The sequence below is a fragment of the Algoriphagus sp. genome, from assembly GCF_030694375.1.
In the GTDB taxonomy this organism is placed as follows: Bacteria; Bacteroidota; Bacteroidia; order Cytophagales; family Cyclobacteriaceae; genus Algoriphagus.
The window spans coordinates 296344-314346 of sequence record NZ_JAUXYL010000020.1 but is presented as its reverse complement, the minus strand read 5'-3'; the positions used below and the strand labels follow the sequence as shown (position 1 = coordinate 314346).

Sequence of the window (18003 nt, the reverse complement as noted above, 5' to 3'; positions counted from 1 at the left end):
GACTTAAAGCCACGCAAGGGGATGCTTATCTCTCAAACGAGATTCCCTGCCCTTTGGCAGGCAGGTATGGCTTTCAAGAAAAAATTACAATCCTATGAAAAAAATATTTCCTCAGTTGACTTCCATTTTTCTCGGTTTCACCTTTTGGGGTGCAGGCATGGTCAAACTCTATGCAGGCCATCAATTTATCGGGTGGATTGGGCCTCCTTGGCTAGTCGAGCGGCTACAGGAATATGAATTGGGACTATTTGCCGAATTCATTGCTGTCAGTCAAATCACTATCGGATTTATGCTACTTAGCACAAGATTCAAACTTTTGGGAAGCATCATGATGATTCCAATGATTCTGAATATTCTGATGGTAACCGTCTCTCAAAATTGGGCTGGAACGCCCTATGTTCTCGCCGTGCTTTTACTTATGAATTTGTACATTCTTTGGCAATACCGTGACTTTTTTGGGCCTTTGGTAGATGAGGGAAAAAACGGTGGCAAACTCAATACCCGGAAGGAAAAATCCCGGCAAGGCCACCTGGTTTGGCTTGCAGGTTGGTCGCTTCAATTGATATCCATACCCATTTCTTTCCAAAACCTTACCATAGCCTTTTCCACAGCCGCTATTGGACTTATCCTGGCGATTCTGAGCTTCAAAGTTGATACCCGTTTTACTAGAAAGATTGAAACCCATCCGTAAATTAGTCTTCCAGTCAAAACCCATAAACTATGAACATCTATCCTTATCTCAACTTCGATGGCCAGGCCGAAGAAGCCATGACGTTTTATCAATCAATCCTCGGTGGAGAATTCGAGGGGGGAATCAGCTATTTTGGCGAGGCGCCAGGCATGGAGATTCCCGAGGAAGAAAAAATGCGCGTGATGCATATCAGCCTCAAGCTCTCTGAGGGGCTGAAAATCATGGCGAGCGATACCAGTCCAAGCATGGGGAATGTTTGGATCAAAGGAAATCACAACTACATCTCAATCAACGCTGATTCCAAAGCTGAAGGCGCGCGTATTTTCTCGGGTCTCGCTGAAGGAGGGAAAGTAGAAATGGACTATCAAAAAACCTTTTGGGGAGCCTATTTCGGCAGCTTCGAAGACAAATTTGGAATCGGCTGGATGGTGAATTATGATCTACAGGGAGGGGAAGAGTAGGCATTAGACTTAAGTATCAAGATTTAAGTATCAAGAAAAGAGAGGCAAGAAGCAAGATACAAGAGGCAAGAGACGAAAGCTTAAACTTGAATTGACTAATTTATTTCTCACAGATTGCACGGATAAGCACACCGATAAAATCCAGTGCCCATTCAAATTATCAGTGAGCTTCATTTTGAAATCTCTCATAAACTTTGACACAAGTTTAATCCATGACTAACTTGCTATCTTATATCTAAAATCTAACGTCTCTCATCTAAGTGACAAGACTCGCCATCCTTGCCTCAGGCAGCGGCTCCAATGCCGAAAAAATCATGGAGCACTTTCAAAATTCCGACAAAGCGGCGATCGCCTTGGTTGCCTCCAACAATACCGATGCTTTTGTGCTTGAGCGGGCAAAAAAGTTTGGAGTCCCCACCTATACTTTCACCCGGAAGGAAATGGATGCAGGAAAATTGCTTGAAAAACTTCAGGCCGAAAAGATCGACTGGGTGATTTTGGCAGGTTTTCTACTGAAAATCCCTGCTGAGTTGATTCGGGCTTTCCCAGAGCGGATGATCAATATCCACCCGGCTTTACTTCCAAACTATGGGGGAAAAGGAATGTATGGACACCACGTTCACGAAGCAGTAAAAGCTGCCGGAGACACCCAAACCGGCATTACTATTCACTTGGTCAATGAGCATTATGACGAGGGAAAAATTATTTTTCAAGCGGCCACACCCCTGACACCAGAAGACACTCCAGAGTCCATCGCCCAAAAAGTTCACACTTTGGAGCATCGGTATTTTGCTGAGGTGATCGACAGCTTAATTTGATTTCCAAAATTTCGACATTTATCATTCTTAGTTCTACATTCTGTATTTGAAATTATCCTATCATTTCCCTCAAACATTCGATGTTTTTAATACTTTAAAGGTTCCTCGACAACTTGTATTTCGTAAATCATAAATCCTACTTTTCGCCACCTCCCCTTTTTTCCTACCTTTGGGACTTCCATCGATTTCATCCAAATCCATTCCCAAATGGCAATCAAAAAAATACAATCTGCCCTACTTTCAGTTTATTACAAAGACAACCTCGAACCCATTGTCGCACTCCTCAAACAACACGGAGTTAAAATCTACTCTACCGGCGGGACGCAAAAGTTCATTGAGGAACAAGGCGCTGAGGTCATACCCGTTGAGGAGCTGACCAGCTATCCATCTATTTTCGGAGGAAGAGTAAAAACCCTTCATCCTAAAATATTTGGTGGAATTTTACAAAGACGTGACCATGATGGTGACCTTGACCAGGCCATAGAATATGATATTCCTGCCATCGATTTGGTCATAGTGGATTTATATCCATTTGAGGAGACTGTGGCTTCAGGAGCTGAAGAGGCTGAAATCATAGAAAAAATCGACATAGGAGGTATTTCTTTAATCCGAGCCGCTGCAAAAAACTTTAAAGATGTAATCATCATCGCTTCCAAAGCGCAGTACGGTGAACTTGAAGCAAAACTTTCCGAGCAAGACGGAGGAACAACAATCGAAGATCGTAGATACTTCGCTGCACAGGCATTTCAGGTTTCATCCAATTACGACACCCATATTTTCAACTATTTCAATCAAACTGAAAATATCCCAGCCCTGAAAATATCCGAAACGAAAGCCAAATCACTTCGCTATGGCGAAAACCCGCATCAAGCAGCACATTTCTACGGGGACATGGAAGCACTTTTTGACCAACTGAACGGCAAGGAACTTTCCTACAACAACCTTGTGGATGTCGATGCTGCGGTAAACTTAATTGCTGAGTTTGAAGGTGAGACTGCTTTTGCCATTCTCAAACACACCAATGCCTGTGGGGTAGCTTTGGCACCAACGGTGCAGGAAGCTTACAAAAAGGCTTTCGAAGCTGACACGACCTCTGCTTTTGGTGGAGTTTTGGTAACCAATCAAACAGTGGATAAGGCTGCGGCTGAAGAGATGCATAGCTTGTTTTTTGAGGTTTTGATCGCGCCACAGTTCACCGAGGATGCTTTGAATCTTCTGAAAGGAAAGAAAAACAGAATCCTTTTGAGACAAAAAATGGCGTTGCCTGGCACCAAAATGATCAAAACCCTGCTCAACGGGATCATCGAGCAGGACAAGGATCTGGCAACTGAAACGAAAGCGGATTTTAAAGTCGTAACCCAAGTCGCTCCAACTGAGAAGGAATTGGACGCCTTGGTATTCGCTGCAAAAGTCTGTAAGCACACCAAGTCCAATACGATCATCCTGAGCAATGAAACCCAATTATTCTCCAGCGGAGTAGGACAAACTTCCCGCGTGGATGCATTACGTCAGGCAATCGCTAAGGCAAAAGAATTTGGTTTTGATTTGAAAGGTGCGGTGATGGCATCAGATGCCTTCTTCCCTTTCCCGGATTGCGTAGAGATTGCCCACGAAGCAGGAATCACGGCTGTCGTACAGCCGGGTGGGTCAATCAAAGATCAGGACAGTATCGCTTTCTGTGATGCGCATGGCATGTCGATGGTGATGACTGGAGTGAGACATTTCAAGCACTGATTTCGGAGGCAAGAGCCTAGATACAAGAAGCTGGATTTTAGATACAAGACCTTTGAGGTTTCAAAAACCTCGAAGGTCTTTTTTGTTGCGCTTTATTAACCCTTCTTAGACTTTAAATCTGATAAAATCAGCATTTTACTTCTGCTGGATTCTGCCTGAATTAATTTTCAGGATTGAAATTGAGATAAAGGAAAAAGAGGGTATCATCGAATTATAAAAGTAATGGAATCAAGCCTTTCACAAGTTTAAAAAAAATCCAAAAGGTGAAAGCGGAAAAACTTGGAAAGGATTTTTTAAGTGATCTATGTAGCAATCCCTACAGAAGATTTTAAATTTTATTTCGAAATAAAAATAAAAAACCTTGAATTCCTCCAAGGTTTTTAATTCGCGAATTTATTTCTGAGTCGGTATCCTCAAAACCTGTCCGGGATAAATCTTATCCGGATGAGAAAGCATTGGCTTATTCGCTTCAAATATTTCAGGATATTTATTGGCAGAACCATAAAATTTCAAGGCGATTTTTGAAAGGTTATCTCCGCTGACTACGGTATGAAACTGGGCCTGAGGAGTAGGTAACACAACTCTTAAAAAATTATCTACTGATTCCACCCCCTCCACGTTCCCGATGGCTAAAATAATTTTATCCGCATCTTCCTGAGTCTCGACTTCTCCAAGGACTTTTACCTTTTCCCCCGAAATTTCAATTGTGATCGTTTTGTATGCCAATCCCAGCTTATTTACATGATTTAGCAAGGCGCTTGCCTGCAAAGTTTTTGTTTCTTCTACCGTTTCTGTTTCCTTTTTGGATCCAAAAATTTTTGAACCGGCACTTTTGATAAATGAAAATAATCCCATATTCTGAAAAGAGTTAGATGATATAATTGATTATTCTTGTTCAACGTTAACCCATCAGAATGAACTGGAATATTAATTATTTATTTTTTTGGACTGCCATTATTGATACTGACCTTTTTATTTAGTACTGCTTCTATAGTAGCAGCATAGCTGTAAAACACTCCTTAACTTTTCCAAAGTCTGAAACTTTGGAAAAGTTAACCAACCACACATTTCGATTTCCTTTCATTTACCCGCCCGAATCCCCTATTTTGCACCGCAAATCAAAACCGGATAAATCCCGTACTTGGTACTTTGTACTTCGTACTTCGTACATCCTATGAAATCACATCAGCTCAAGCTATACAACACCCTTTCCCGTCAAAAGGAAGATTTTGCACCACTCAGCCCTCCCTTTGTAGGAATGTATGTCTGCGGACCAACGGTTTACGGTGATGCCCACCTTGGACATGGGCGACCAGCCGTTACTTTTGACACCGTCAATCGCTATTTGACTCACCTTGGTTATCGAGTGAGATATGTTAGAAATATCACCGATGTAGGTCACTTGCAGGGAGATGCTGACGAGGGGGAGGACAAAATCGCAAAAAAAGCCAGACTCGAAAAGCTGGAACCCATGGAAGTGGCGCAGCAATACACAGACACCTACCATCGGGACATGGCCTTGCTCAATACCTGGAAGCCAAGCATTGAACCTCGTGCAACAGGGCATATTCCGGAACAGATCGCTTTGGTTGAAGCGATTCTAAAGGAAGGCTTGGCCTATGAAGTCAATGGTTCGGTCTATTTCGATGTATTGAAATACAACAATACTTATCAATATGGTAAGCTTTCCGGTCGAATTCTGGATGAACTCATGAGTGGGAGTCGGGATCTGGATGGGCAGGGAGAAAAGCGAAATGCGGTGGATTTTGCACTTTGGAAAAATGCTTCTCCGGAGCACCTGATGAAATGGGAATCCCCTTGGGGCCTTGGTTTTCCGGGTTGGCATCTGGAGTGTACTGCCATGAGTTCTAAATATCTAGGGACGCAATTTGACATTCACGGAGGTGGAATGGATCTGATGTTTCCACATCACGAATGCGAGATTGCCCAGGGAAACGCCTGCAATCACCATGATCCGGCCAAATACTGGATGCACAACAATATGATTACCATCAACGGTCAGAAGATGGGCAAGTCACTGGGCAATTTCATCAACCTGCAGGAGCTTTTCACCGGCAATCACAAACTTCTGGAGCAGGCATACAGCCCCATGACCATCCGTTACTTTATGTTGACGGCACATTATCGATCTACCCTTGACTTTTCAAACGAGGCATTGAAAGCTGCGCAAAAAGGCTACAAAAAGATCATCAATGGACTCCGTATCGCTCGATCAATTGAATTTGTACCAAATCAGGAACTTGAACTGGATCAGGATCAGATCAAGCAGATTGAGCAAAGCATTGCTGCTGCATACCGTGCCATGGACGATGATTTTAATACCGCGCAAGCCATTGGGCATTTGTTTAATCTATTGAAGAAAATCAACTCCATCTTCACCGGACAACTTCAATCGGCTGCTTTGGGCGAAGAAGTGTTTTCAAAAATGAAAGAGACCTTCGAAACTTTCGTAGTGGACATTCTGGGATTGATTGAGGAGAAAAGTGATGTGCAAGCCCCGATGCTTGACCTTCTTTTAAAGTTATACACAGAGGCAAAAACTGCAAGAGATTACACCAAAGTGGATGAAATCCGTGCAGGTCTCAAGCGTATGGGATTTGTGGTGAAGGATATGAAAGATAAAATTGATTGGGCATATGAAGAATAGATTTTGGCTTATAGGACTTCTGATTTTTACATGGGCCTGTAACGGGACTAAAACAACCGAAACAGCTGTTGAAGAAGTCATTGTCAAGCCCTATCCCACTTTCAACGCAGATTCTGCCTATGCTTTCATCCAACAGCAAGTGGATTTCGGACCACGGGTTCCAGGCACAAAAGGGCACGCAGCCACTAAAAACTGGATAATTTCCAAGCTCAAAAGCTATGGTTGGAGTGTCCAAACCCAGGATTTCCAAGCCAAAACCTACGATGGACTTACCTGGAATCTCAGCAATATCATTGCATCCTATAATCCCCAGGCGACCAAGCGAATCCTTTTGGCAGCACATTGGGACACCCGTAGAATAGCCGATAAAGACACGGAGCGTTTGAACGAACCCATCGATGGGGCAAATGACGGGGGATCTGGAGTTGGGGTTTTGATAGAAATCGCACGAACGATCGCTTCTCAGGAATTGAAACCCGATGTGGGAATTGACATTATTTTCTTTGACGGGGAAGATGACGGGGAACCGGAGAATACCAGAACAAGAAACACTGCGCAGGAATATTGGTGGTGTCATGGTTCCCAGTATTGGTCCAAAAACAAACACATCCCCAATTACTCCGCTTACTATGGAATTTTGGTGGATCTGGTAGGTGGAAAAAATGCCAAATTCTATCGTGAGGGATATTCCAGACAGTATGCTTCAGGAATTCTTTCCAAAGTATGGGGAAATGCAGCAAGCTTAGGCCATTCTGATTTTTTTATCCAAAAAGATGCCCCGGAAATCCTCGATGACCATGCATTTGTCAATGCCATTGCAGGAATCCCGATGATTGATATCATTGAGTTTTCTCCGGATTATGGCTTTGGACATTATCATCATACCCACAAGGACAATATGGACTTGATCGATATAAGATCTTTAAGAGCTGTCGGCGAGACAGTTTTATTTACAGTTTATCAGGAATAGCATTTTTTATAAAGTTTTTTGCAATTTGTGCCTGTGCAGACGATTGCAGATTACAGATTAGGAAAAGGTCAAACATGAAAAGAGGTCATCAGATTACGATGAAGGAGATTGCCAAGAAACTTGGCGTGTCTGTTTCGACGATTTCAAGAGCGCTTAAGGATTCACCAGAATTACATCCTGAAACCAAACGAAAGATCGTGGAAATGGCCAAGGAGATGAATTACCAGCCTAATTTGCTGGCGCAAAGTCTCCGGATCAGCCGTTCCAAGACCTTGGGAGTGATTGTTCCCGAGATCACCTCTCACTTTTTTGCATCCTGTATCAGCGGTATTCAGGACTTTGCCAACAAGCGTGGATACAATGTCATGATCTGCCAGTCCAATGAATCTTTGGATCAGGAAAAAGCGAATATCCGCGCTTTGGTTTCCAGCCAGGTGGATGGGCTGTTGATATCACTGAGCCGGGAAACCAATCAGTTTGACCATCTTCATGAACTCTACAACCGGGAAATTAATTTTGTCCTATTTGACAGAGTCCACGAAGATATTCCGGTTTCAAAGGTCACCTTCAATGACGCCGGAGGAGCTTATCAGGTCACACATCACCTTCTGGAAGGAAACAACAGAAGGATTGTATATGTATCCGGGCCCGAGGACATGTACATTTCCAAAAAAAGAAAAGAGGGCTATCTAAAAGCGCTCGCCGAATATGGAATTCAGGAAGATCCGTCCCTGATTAAAATATCAGATTTGACATTGGAGGACAATGTGCGGATAGCCAAAGAAATTTCTGAAATGAAACCACGTCCTGATGCAGTATTCTGTATGATAGACCCTGTGGCCGTGGATGTTTTAACTCAATGGAAATCTATGGGAATCAAAATCCCTGAAGACATGGCTTTGGCTGGCTTTACCAATAATCCAACTTCCGCAGTTGTCGAGCCACCATTGACCACTGTCTCCCAACCGGGGTACGAAATGGGAAAATTGGCAGTGACTCACCTCCTGGATCAACTTGACGGATTGGCCTCCGAAGACCCCATTTCTATTGTTTTAGAAACGACATTGGTACCAAGGAAGTCCTCTCAACATTTTCAAGCAAATTCATAATACTGGTAGTAAGTGGTAAAAAGTAAATTGTAAGTAGACTTTGAACTACTTACCATTTACAACTTACTACTCAACTCAGCACCAATTAACCTCACCCATGCAGGATTCGATCAACCAAACCTTCCACTCTCACTTCTCCACTACTCCCCTTCTCGCTTTTGCTCCGGGCAGAATCAATCTGATCGGCGAACACACAGACTATCAGGAAGGATTTGTTTTTCCCGCAGCTGTGAATCAGGGAATCTGGGTTGGGATACAAAAAAACGAATTGAATGCCTGCCGCATATATTCTATAGATTTTAATCAGGAATTCACCTTCGAGCTGGATTTTATTTCCCCTAAAAAAGGCCACTGGGCAACCTACGCCATGGGTATGTGCGCCTTGCTTAAGCAAGCAGGCTATTCCGTCACGGGTTTTGATATGGTGATTGGTGGAGATATCCCTGTTGGATCAGGACTTTCTTCTTCTGCCGCCTTGTCTGTAGCAATCGGAACGGCGATCTCCGGACTTTTTGATTTTCAGATTCCAAAGAAAAACATTGCGCTCTATGCCCAAAAGTCCGAGCACCTCTATGCGGGAGTCAACTGTGGGATTATGGATCCTTATGCCTCTGCCTTTGGAGTAAAAGACAAAGCGCTGTTACTCGACTGCAGGTCAAACACACATGAAGAAATCCCGGTAGCCTTGGGTGATTTCTCACTTATTCTCATCAATTCCAAAGTAAAGCACTCACTCGCCGATTCAGCCTACAACAAAAGAAGAGCTTCCTGTGAAGAAAGCGTGAAAATTGTTCAATCGGCATTTCCAGATATTAAAACACTGAGAGATCTTTCCGTTTCTGATTTACCAAAAGTTGAAAGGTTACTCTCTCCTGCGCTTTTCCCCAAAGCCAAACATGTCATCACGGAGTGTCATCGCGTACATGAGGCAGCAAATGCATTAAAATCGGGTGATTTGGAAAATTTCGGTTCCCTGCTAAAGGCTTCGCACCAGAGTCTAAGCCAAGATTTTGAGGTGAGTTGTCCCGAGTTGGATTTCCTTGCCGAGGAATCATGGAAGCTTAAGGGAGTTTTAGGATCCCGAATGATGGGTGGAGGCTTTGGTGGTTGCACCATCAACCTAATACAAAAATCAGAAACCGAATTGTTTCAGGACCAAATCAAAAGCTCCTATGTTAAGCAGTTCGGAATTTCTCCAGGATTCATTCCTGTGAAAATTGGATCAGGCACCCAACTGGTTTAATCTCTAATGGATTTCGTCGATAGAATAGTACCGTTGGTCTATTAGAGAGGCCTATTTTCAAGCGTTTAGCCCACTTAATACGGAATTTCCCTAATTTCCCCAAAATTTCAAACCCTATGCATTTACCCAAAAACCTACGTAGTCTACTCTTTTTCATCGGAGTACTTGTCCTTGGATTAACCGGCTGCAGCAAAAAGCGTGAAGGCGATCCAAAAATCCTGATTTTCAGCAAGACAGCGGGATTCTACCATGAATCTATCCCTGCCGGAATCGCTGCCATACAAAAGCTCGGTGCCGAAAATGGCTTTCAGGTCGACACCACCAAAAACGCAGAAAACATCAACGAGGAAAATTTAGCACAATATGCCGCTGTGATTTTCCTCAGTACCACAGGCGATGTGCTCAATAACTATCAGGAAGCTGATTTTGAGCGCTACATCCAGTCAGGTGGTGGATTTCTTGGAATCCACGCCGCCGCTGATACCGAATACGAGTGGGGATGGTACAATCGACTGGTAGGTGGGTATTTTTCAGACCATCCTGGAATCAACGACCCGCATCCGAATGTACAGCCGGGAATAATCACGAAAACCGGCGAAAAGCATCCTTCTGTAGACTTTTTGCCGGAAAGCTGGGAAAGAACGGACGAGTGGTATAGCTACAAGCAAGTAAACCCTGACACCAAAAAACTCCTCATGTTGGATGAAGCCTCCTATCAGGGAGGTATCGACATGGGGGAGCACCCTATTGCTTGGTACCATGATTTTGATGGAGGCAGAGCTTACTACACCGGTGGTGGGCATACCAAGGAATCTTTTGAGGAAGCTGACTTTTTGAAACACCTTTTGGGTGGCATCCAATATGCAATCGGTGAAAACAACCAATTGGATTATTCGAAAGCAAAGTCCAAGCGGGTGCCTGAAGAAAACAGATTCACGAAAACCAATCTTTCACTTGGAGAATTCACCGAGCCGACTGAGATGACAATCCTTCCGGATTTGGACATTCTGATTGCACAGCGAAGAGGTGAAATACTTCTTTTTGACAATGAGACTCAGGAGTTGAAAGAAGTTGCCAAGCTCGACGTCTACTGGAAAACAGAAGTAAAAGGTGTCAATGCCGAAGAAGGATTAATGGGGATACAAAAAGACCCGAACTATGCAAAAAATAACTTCGTATTTGCCTTTTATGCTCCTACCGGAGACAAAGAAATAAACCGTCTTTCCAGATTCGTATTCAAAGACGGTGTGTGGGACATGGCTTCAGAAAAAGTGATTTTGGAGCTTTATTCTCAACGGGATATTTGCTGCCACACCGGAGGATCCATTGCCTTCGATAAAGACGGAAACCTTTTCCTCTCTACGGGTGACAATTCAACCCCATTCAATCAGCCTAACACCCCAACTACCTTAAACTCCTACGCTCCACTGGACGGACGAGAGGGAAACAAGCAATGGGATGCACGCAGAAGCTCCGGCAACTCCAATGACCTGAGAGGTAAAATCCTCAGAATCAAAGTAGCCGAAGATGGATCTTACACGATCCCGACAGGAAACTTATATCCTGAAGGAACTGAAGGAACTCGCCCCGAAATCTATGTTCAGGGTAACAGAAACCCATATCGAATCGCAATAGATCAAAAAACCGGCTTCCTCTATTGGGGTGAGGTGGGACCTGATGCGAGCAATGATTCCCTCGACGTAAAAGGACCAAGAGGATATGATGAAGTGAATCAAGCAAGAAAAGCCGGAAACTTCGGATGGCCCTACTCCATTGGCAATAATTACATGTATCGTGAATTCAATTACGCGACAGCTCAAACAGGTGTTACTTTTGATGCCACCAAACCTGTTAATAATTCACCAAACAACACCGGACTGAAGGAACTGCCCGCGGTACAGCCGGCATTTATTTGGTATCCTTATGGGGCTTCTCCTGATTTCCCACAATTAGGGACCGGCGGAAGAAATGCAATGGCAGGTCCGGTTTACTATTCTGATTTGTATCCTTCCAAAACCAGATTCCCGGATTATTACGACGGCAAACTTTTTATCTATGATTGGATCAGAGGTTGGATCAAAGCAGTAACCATGAAGGAAAATGGTGATTTTGACAAAATGGAAGCATTTATGCCAGGCACCAAATTCAATGGACTGATCGACATGGAAATGGGGCCAGATGGCAAAATTTACATTTTGGAATATGGAAATGGTTGGTTTAGTAAAAACCCTGACTCCGGCTTATCCAGAATTGACTTCAACAGTGGCAATCGGGCGCCTGTAGTAACAGGACTTTCAGTAGACAAAACCTCAGGAAGTAATCCATTGACAGTGACATTGACTGCAACGGCTTCAGACCCTGAAAAGGATGCCATTACCTATACTTGGGATCTTGGAAATGGTGAATCCAAATCCACAACTGAACCTACCCTGACTCATACATTTAACGGAGTGGGACAATACGAAATCAGAGTAACGGCTGCTGACCCGGCAGGATTGACAGGTGTCAGCGCACCGGTTTCAGTTTATTCAGGCAATATTGCTCCGGTGGTGAGCATCCAGATCGAAGGCAATAAGTCCTTCTATTTCCCCGGAAAAAAGGTAGCCTATTCGGTGTCCGTGTCGGATGCTGATCATCCCGATGCATCATCTGACCTAAGCACGCTTTTTGTCTCGGCAGATTACTTGCAGGGCGTGGATAAAGCTCAGGCAGACCTTGGCCATAAAATCATGAGTGAGGCGATGAACGGCAAAGCCTTGGTTCAATCCCTGACCTGCAAGACATGTCACAAGGAAAACGAAGCCTCCATTGGTCCGGCTTATGCGGATGTGGCTAAAAAATACCGTGAAAGAGACCGTGCCTACCTGTTGAATAAAATCAAAGTTGGTGGTGGCGGTGTCTGGGGTGAAACGGTGATGCCTGCCAACCCTGATCTATCGACATCCGATGCAAATGCACTGGTGACATACATCCTTTCACTTAGAAACGCAGCGAAAGAAACACTACCTGCAAAAGGATCCGTAGATCCAACTCAGGGAAAAGCCGCTGTACCTAATGGAGTCCTTGTAATCTCAGCAACCTATACCGACAAAGGAGGAGAAAACATCAAGCCATTGACCGGTTCGGGTTCATACATTCTTAGCAATAATAATCTGGATATGGGCGTAGCCAAGGAATTGGTGAGATTTGGCTCAATGAATTACAATGGCGCCAACCTGCTGACCGTACCTTCTGGTCAGGGAAGCTTTGCGATTCCAAGCATTGACCTTACTGGTATCGGATCGATTACGATGATCACCGCTACTATTGCCCCGGTTGCCCAGACTTTCTCCTTTGAAGTATATCTAGATAGTCCAAGTGGCACCAAGGTTGGTGAAGGCACTTTCAAACAGCGACCAATCGTAGAAGGAGAACCAATCCCTTATTACACGCCTGTAAATATTGCGATCACAGGAGCTGCGGACGGCAAACTTAAAACGCTTTACATTGTGTCAAAGCAAAACGGCGAAGGTGAAGCCGGGACATTTATTCTGGCAAGTATGACTTTCAATCCAAAGTAAATCTTGGAAGATACTTAAATCAAAAAAGCCATCCTGAATTTTTCGGGATGGCTTTTTTTATTAAATAGTTGAGTCTTAGTTCTACTTACTACATAAATTCTTCGTTTTCAGAAATCTATTCAAGAAAAAACACACTCCCTCGTTTATCATTTATGGAAATCATCTCGACTAATATTGGCAAGCCTACTCCTTTCCTATGGAATGGAAAAGAGGAAAAAACTGGCATCTACAAAGTACCGACAAACCAAGCCATCTACCTGACCAAAAATGATGTGATGAGCGATGAGATCTCCAATCGGCTCAATCATGGGGGCTATTACAAAGCCTGCTACGTTTTCTCAGCCGAACAATATCCCTATTGGAAAAATTTATATCCTAAATTAGACTGGAATTGGGGGATGTTTGGCGAAAACCTCACCCTTGCCGGATTTGATGAAAAACTGGTATGTCTCGGAGACATCTATCGGGTAGGTGAGGCTTTGGTACAAGTGTCCCAATATCGGGAGCCCTGTTACAAACTGGGGGTAAAATTTGGCACCCAGCAAGTGATCAGACAATTCATAGCCCATGGATATGGAGGTACTTATCTAAGTATCCTGGAGGAGGGCTATGTCGAAGTCAATCAAAAATTTACATTGGAGGACCGTCCGGAAAGCACCTTATCTGTCGCTGATCTTTTTCAGTTGGTCCATGCCAAAGAAAAGGATCCGAAACTCCTGAGTATTGCATCAAAAAGCAAGGCCATACCCCCAAAAAAACGGATGTGGCTAGAAACTTTTCTCTAAAATCAGAAGATTTTCACCCCTAAAAGATCTTGCAAATTGGCAGTTTAAGTTGAACCCCAGCTTTTCTCCAATGGAAAAATAAAAAGGCAGCTCATTTGCTGCCCTCCATATTTTCGAATTTTCAAATGCTCAAATTCTCCTTTACTTCATTGGAGAAAATGGTAATGCTTTATAAAATACTGCATCAATTTTTTCCACGATCTTTCCATCAGCTTCCGAAGCATCGCGTGCTTTTATCCAATCAGGATCAGCAACAAAGCGCTTGAAGGCATCATTGTAAGCTTCCTTAGAGTCATGACCTAGGATATAGACCAACTTAGGCTGGGCACCGTTTTTTTCCACTGTCAACCAATATGGATAGTTTTTGAGGCCTTGTCTTGCGAATAAAACACGAGTATGATCACGGAAGCGAGTCTGGATATTCTCAATTCTTCCCGGCAAACAATGGTAAGTTCTCATCTGGAGTATCCCACTTGGCTTGGGTTTTTTGTGATCATTTAGATCATTTGCCCAAACCATAAACGTTTGATCTACCTTCGATACCAAGGAACCCTTTGCCTCAGAGGCATTTTTGGCGGTGATCCACTCCGGATCATTCGCAAACTTATTCCAAAGTACATCTCTTGAAGCCTCGTCCGGATAGCCGAGGATAAAAGTCAATTGATGATCTGGATGCTCTTCATTGATGAAATAGGCAACGTTTTCGATTTTGTGCTTCTTGAAAAGTTTAAGTGTATGATTTTCAAAGCGCTTGATCAAGTCGGGCATTTTCCCTTCAGCAGCTGTATAAGTCCGCATTTCAAAATACTTGGATTTGATACCCTGCTGGGCAAACAGGCCTGCAGAAATTAGCATAGCTACAAGAAATGTTAATAGGTTCTTCATAAGGTTTAAGGGTTTGATGTTAATTGATGTTTAATTGAAATACGGTCGAAATATAACCTCCTGCAGAGGTTGAAATACAATTGAAATAATTTTCGAAGTCTAGTTCACCAAGCGTATCGAGGTGTATTTCTGTCTTATTTCTATGGTATTTCTGTACATGATATTATTTTTTCCAGGCCTTATAAAGCGCTGGACTCAATGCCAAAGCAATGGTCAAAAGCCCGAAGGTCTCCCGATTCTCCTCCATTTGAGGTGTTTTCATAGTCAGGTCTTTTTGGGCCCACTCGTCTGCTATCCAATCTCCAACACCACCTGGAAACATGTATATGGCTCCCAAAACACATAGAATCACGACCACCGTCAGCGGGATTTTCGGGAAAATTCCACGGATTCCGAATAAACAGAAAATCATCGCTGCCGCATAGATACTTACCCAAACTTCAGGATCAGGATCATTAAATTGCCAATAGGCGAAGAGCGCAAAAAGAATCAGCCATAGGCCAAAATAGAATTTGTTGAATTTCATAGATCTTTCGGGTTGATTGCTTTAAAACTAAGCAATTTCAAAATCAATCCATCAGGCTTGGGATAAATGGTCAGGAAGAAGTTTTTGAACAGAATTTCGTAGTATTTTCGGCACCAAACCACTTCTACTTTCATTTGGATGATTCAAATCAAATTGACTGAAACGGAATCTGAGCTTCAGGGAATTCTTGAGCTTCAAAAGATAAACTTATTGAGTGAGCTTTCTGATTCTGAGAAATCAGAACAGGGATTTGTCACTGTCCAACATAGTCTGGATCAACTCAGACTGATGCATAACCTTGAACCTCATGTGGTCGCCAAAGAAGGGGGCAAGGTAATCGGTTACATTTTGGCCATGACAAAGGAATCCAGGGACTTGGTTCCGGTATTGGTTCCGATGTTTGAGCAGTTCGATCGTTTGATTTATGTAGAAAAATTACTCTCCGCCTATGACTATATGGTCATCGGTCAAATCTGCGTGGACAAAGCCTATCGGGGTCAGGGGATTTTTGACAAAATGTATGGAATCTATCGAAGTACGTTTTCCGGACGGTATGATTTCGCTATTACTGAGATAGCCCTGACTAATATTCGCTCATTAAAAGCACATGAGCGGGTTGGGTTTCGGATAATTCATGAGTTTGAGGACGCCACTCAAACGTGGGCAATCGTCCTACTCGATTGGAGCTTTGATAAAAGCAGGTCAGAGAAGGATAGTGAGGCCTAATCAAGATTGTAATTTTCTGAAACTTATAGGGTAAATAAGTAAAATGATTGGGTAATGAGAACGGGGATCTGCGGATTCCCGTTTTTTAGTTTTCGAAAAGCCTAAAGACCGGATTAGGCCGATGCGCTTTTCGGATCAATTCCTCCAACTCCTTCACCTTCTCAGGATTTTCCGCTGAAAGATTTTTGGTTTCTCCAGGATCTACTGAAAGATTAAAGAGTTCAACTGTCATTTTTTCAGTGTCTTTGATTTGATATTTGACCAGTTTCCAACCCTCCTTCTGCACCGCTTGCCTTCCTCCCAATTCATGGAATTCCCAGTACAGATGATCGTGTTTAGATTGCTCTTTTTCTCCCATAAGCGTAGGCAAGAGCGATATCCCGTCAATCTCTGAAGGCCCGATTTTCCCTACCAAGTCAGCAAAAGTCGGCAACCAATCCCAAAAAGCTGAAACATGATTGGATGTGCTACCTGCCTTTACTTTTCCCGGCCATTTGACAATAGTCGGAACCCGAATACCCCCCTCATAAAGGTCTCTTTTGTATCCACGGAAGATCCCATTGCTGTCAAAAAAATCAGGATCCGCCCCACCTTCCCGATGAGGGCCATTGTCGGAGGAAAATATAATCAGCGTATTCTCAGTCAGCCCCAAAGCTTCCAATTTGGCCACAACCTCCCCCACTATTTCATCAATTCGCTCCACCATTGCGGCATGTGTGGCATGAGGATACCGTTGGGATTGATAAGCGGGAATATTCATTTCCGGACCATAATCGGCGCCCTTTGAGCCTAGGTGCGGTATTTCATCACCAAATTTATTTCGGTATTTCTGAAAGATCTCATCATCCGGAGCTGCCAATTCCGCATGAGGCAGCACAATGGGCATAAAGAGAAAGAACGGCTTCGACTGATTCTGATCAATGAATTCGAGTGTTTTTGTTTGAATCACATCAGGCGCATAGGTTACTTTATTTGTCCAATCATTACCTGGAAGGGCCACTTTTTCCTGATTTTCCCAGAGGTAAGCTGGATAATAGCGATGTGCATAGCGCTGACATAAATATCCATAAAATGTATCGAAGCCCTGCTTGGAAGGATGGCCGGATGTTTCATTCATCCCCAAACCCCATTTGCCAAAAGCACCAGTGGAATAGCCTGCCTCCTGAAACACTTTACTAAGTGTCATCAGCGTATCAGCCATGGGAAATTGTCCCTCTGGCTGAACTTCGCTATTGCCTCGGATGGGCGTATGACCAGTATGCAAACCAGTCAGCAGTGCAGATCGGGAGGGTGCACATACGGTCGAACCGGCATAATGATGTGAGAAAAACATTCCATCCGCGGCAAGTTGATCTATGTTTGGCGTCTCGGTATACTGCTGTCCCAGAAAACCCACATCTCCGTAACCTAAATCATCGGCAAGGATAAAAATCACGTTAGGTGGCAGATCAAACGATTTTTGTTCTGTTTTTTTGCAAGATATACTTCCAAAAAGAATTAAGATTATCAGTAAGCGAGCGGGCATAGTAATGAATTTTTCCAGAAATTAGGAAAGACAAGCCAAAACACCAGCCCGCCTCACTGATTTTTCAATAAAAAAAATCCTCACAGGAGTCATTTTTTGTAGCGACAAAACTTTGAACGTTTTTAAAACGATCAACTTGGCGCAATGATCATAAATTTAAATTGATTTACTAGTTGAATTATTGGAGTAGGGAGATAAAATGATTAATTAAAACCCGCTGATCCAGAGGAGGATAATTTTTGAAAAGAGAATTTATTTTTTGGTTTGAAAAAAAAAAAATGTAACTAGAACCATCTTAAATT

General features: G+C 43.3%; 15 protein-coding genes. 11 read left to right on the top strand and 4 right to left on the bottom strand.

The genetic code is table 11. From position 1 onward, the window contains the following. Positions 1 to 94 precede the first annotated feature (94 nt). From Q8M62_RS06215 to purH, 4 genes are all read left to right on the top strand, one after another. Complete coding sequence (locus Q8M62_RS06215) at positions 95 to 691, top strand: hypothetical protein (RefSeq protein WP_304900869.1); 597 nt, start codon at positions 95 to 97, stop codon at positions 689 to 691. A 29-nt stretch (positions 692 to 720) separates the two neighbouring features. Continuing rightward, a complete protein-coding gene (locus Q8M62_RS06210) occupies positions 721 to 1152 on the top strand; it encodes a VOC family protein (protein ID WP_304900870.1) in 432 nt (143 codons plus the stop codon). Positions 1153 to 1412: 260 nt separating this feature from the next. Next, entirely contained in the window at positions 1413 to 1970 is a 558-nt protein-coding gene (purN, locus tag Q8M62_RS06205; RefSeq protein WP_304900871.1) for a phosphoribosylglycinamide formyltransferase, read from the top strand. Positions 1971 to 2177: 207 nt separating this feature from the next. Then, entirely contained in the window at positions 2178 to 3704 is a 1527-nt protein-coding gene (gene purH / locus Q8M62_RS06200; protein WP_304900872.1) for a bifunctional phosphoribosylaminoimidazolecarboxamide formyltransferase/IMP cyclohydrolase, read from the top strand. 393 nt (positions 3705 to 4097) lie between these two features. Here the strand turns inward: purH and lysM are convergent, their stop codons facing one another. Further along, positions 4098 to 4559, bottom strand: a complete 462-nt coding sequence (lysM, locus tag Q8M62_RS06195) for a peptidoglycan-binding protein LysM (RefSeq protein ID WP_304900873.1) — start codon at positions 4557 to 4559, stop codon at positions 4098 to 4100. 319 nt (positions 4560 to 4878) lie between these two features. On the opposite strand from lysM, the gene cysS reads away from it, so the two are divergent. From cysS to Q8M62_RS06165, 6 genes are all read left to right on the top strand, one after another. Further along, positions 4879 to 6372, top strand: coding sequence for a cysteine--tRNA ligase (cysS, locus tag Q8M62_RS06190; protein ID WP_304900874.1), 1494 nt, complete (start codon positions 4879 to 4881; stop codon positions 6370 to 6372). After that, positions 6362 to 7342, top strand: coding sequence for a M28 family peptidase (locus Q8M62_RS06185; RefSeq protein ID WP_304900875.1), 981 nt, complete (start codon positions 6362 to 6364; stop codon positions 7340 to 7342). The genes cysS and Q8M62_RS06185 overlap by 11 nt, the downstream gene beginning before the upstream one ends. Before the next feature lie 74 nt (positions 7343 to 7416). After that, positions 7417 to 8451 (top strand): LacI family DNA-binding transcriptional regulator, encoded by a 1035-nt coding sequence (locus Q8M62_RS06180; RefSeq protein ID WP_371134623.1) that lies wholly within the window; start codon positions 7417 to 7419, stop codon positions 8449 to 8451. A 97-nt stretch (positions 8452 to 8548) separates the two neighbouring features. Beyond that, positions 8549 to 9694: a galactokinase gene (gene galK, locus Q8M62_RS06175; RefSeq protein WP_304900876.1), complete on the top strand. Its 1146-nt coding sequence runs from the start codon at positions 8549 to 8551 to the stop codon at positions 9692 to 9694. A 116-nt stretch (positions 9695 to 9810) separates the two neighbouring features. Then, a complete protein-coding gene (locus Q8M62_RS06170; RefSeq protein WP_304900877.1) occupies positions 9811 to 13254 on the top strand; it encodes a ThuA domain-containing protein in 3444 nt (1147 codons plus the stop codon). 152 nt (positions 13255 to 13406) lie between these two features. Continuing rightward, the gene (locus tag Q8M62_RS06165) at positions 13407 to 14039 is read left to right on the top strand and encodes an MOSC domain-containing protein (RefSeq protein ID WP_304900878.1); all 633 of its coding nucleotides are present in this window, start codon (positions 13407 to 13409) and stop codon (positions 14037 to 14039) included. 141 nt (positions 14040 to 14180) lie between these two features. Here Q8M62_RS06165 and Q8M62_RS06160 read toward each other — a convergent pair whose 3' ends face one another. Beyond that, positions 14181 to 14924 (bottom strand): NIPSNAP family protein, encoded by a 744-nt coding sequence (locus tag Q8M62_RS06160; RefSeq protein ID WP_304900879.1) that lies wholly within the window; start codon positions 14922 to 14924, stop codon positions 14181 to 14183. 163 nt (positions 14925 to 15087) lie between these two features. After that, positions 15088 to 15450 (bottom strand): transmembrane 220 family protein, encoded by a 363-nt coding sequence (locus tag Q8M62_RS06155; protein ID WP_304900880.1) that lies wholly within the window; start codon positions 15448 to 15450, stop codon positions 15088 to 15090. A 138-nt stretch (positions 15451 to 15588) separates the two neighbouring features. Here Q8M62_RS06155 and Q8M62_RS06150 point away from each other — a divergent pair, with 138 nt between their 5' ends. Then, positions 15589 to 16176 carry a GNAT family N-acetyltransferase gene (locus Q8M62_RS06150; protein ID WP_304900881.1) on the top strand — a complete coding sequence of 196 codons (588 nt, stop codon included), beginning with the start codon at positions 15589 to 15591 and terminating at the stop codon, positions 16174 to 16176. Positions 16177 to 16261: 85 nt separating this feature from the next. Here the strand turns inward: Q8M62_RS06150 and Q8M62_RS06145 are convergent, their stop codons facing one another. Beyond that, positions 16262 to 17701 carry an arylsulfatase gene (locus tag Q8M62_RS06145; protein ID WP_304900882.1) on the bottom strand — a complete coding sequence of 480 codons (1440 nt, stop codon included), beginning with the start codon at positions 17699 to 17701 and terminating at the stop codon, positions 16262 to 16264. Positions 17702 to 18003: the final 302 nt, after the last annotated feature.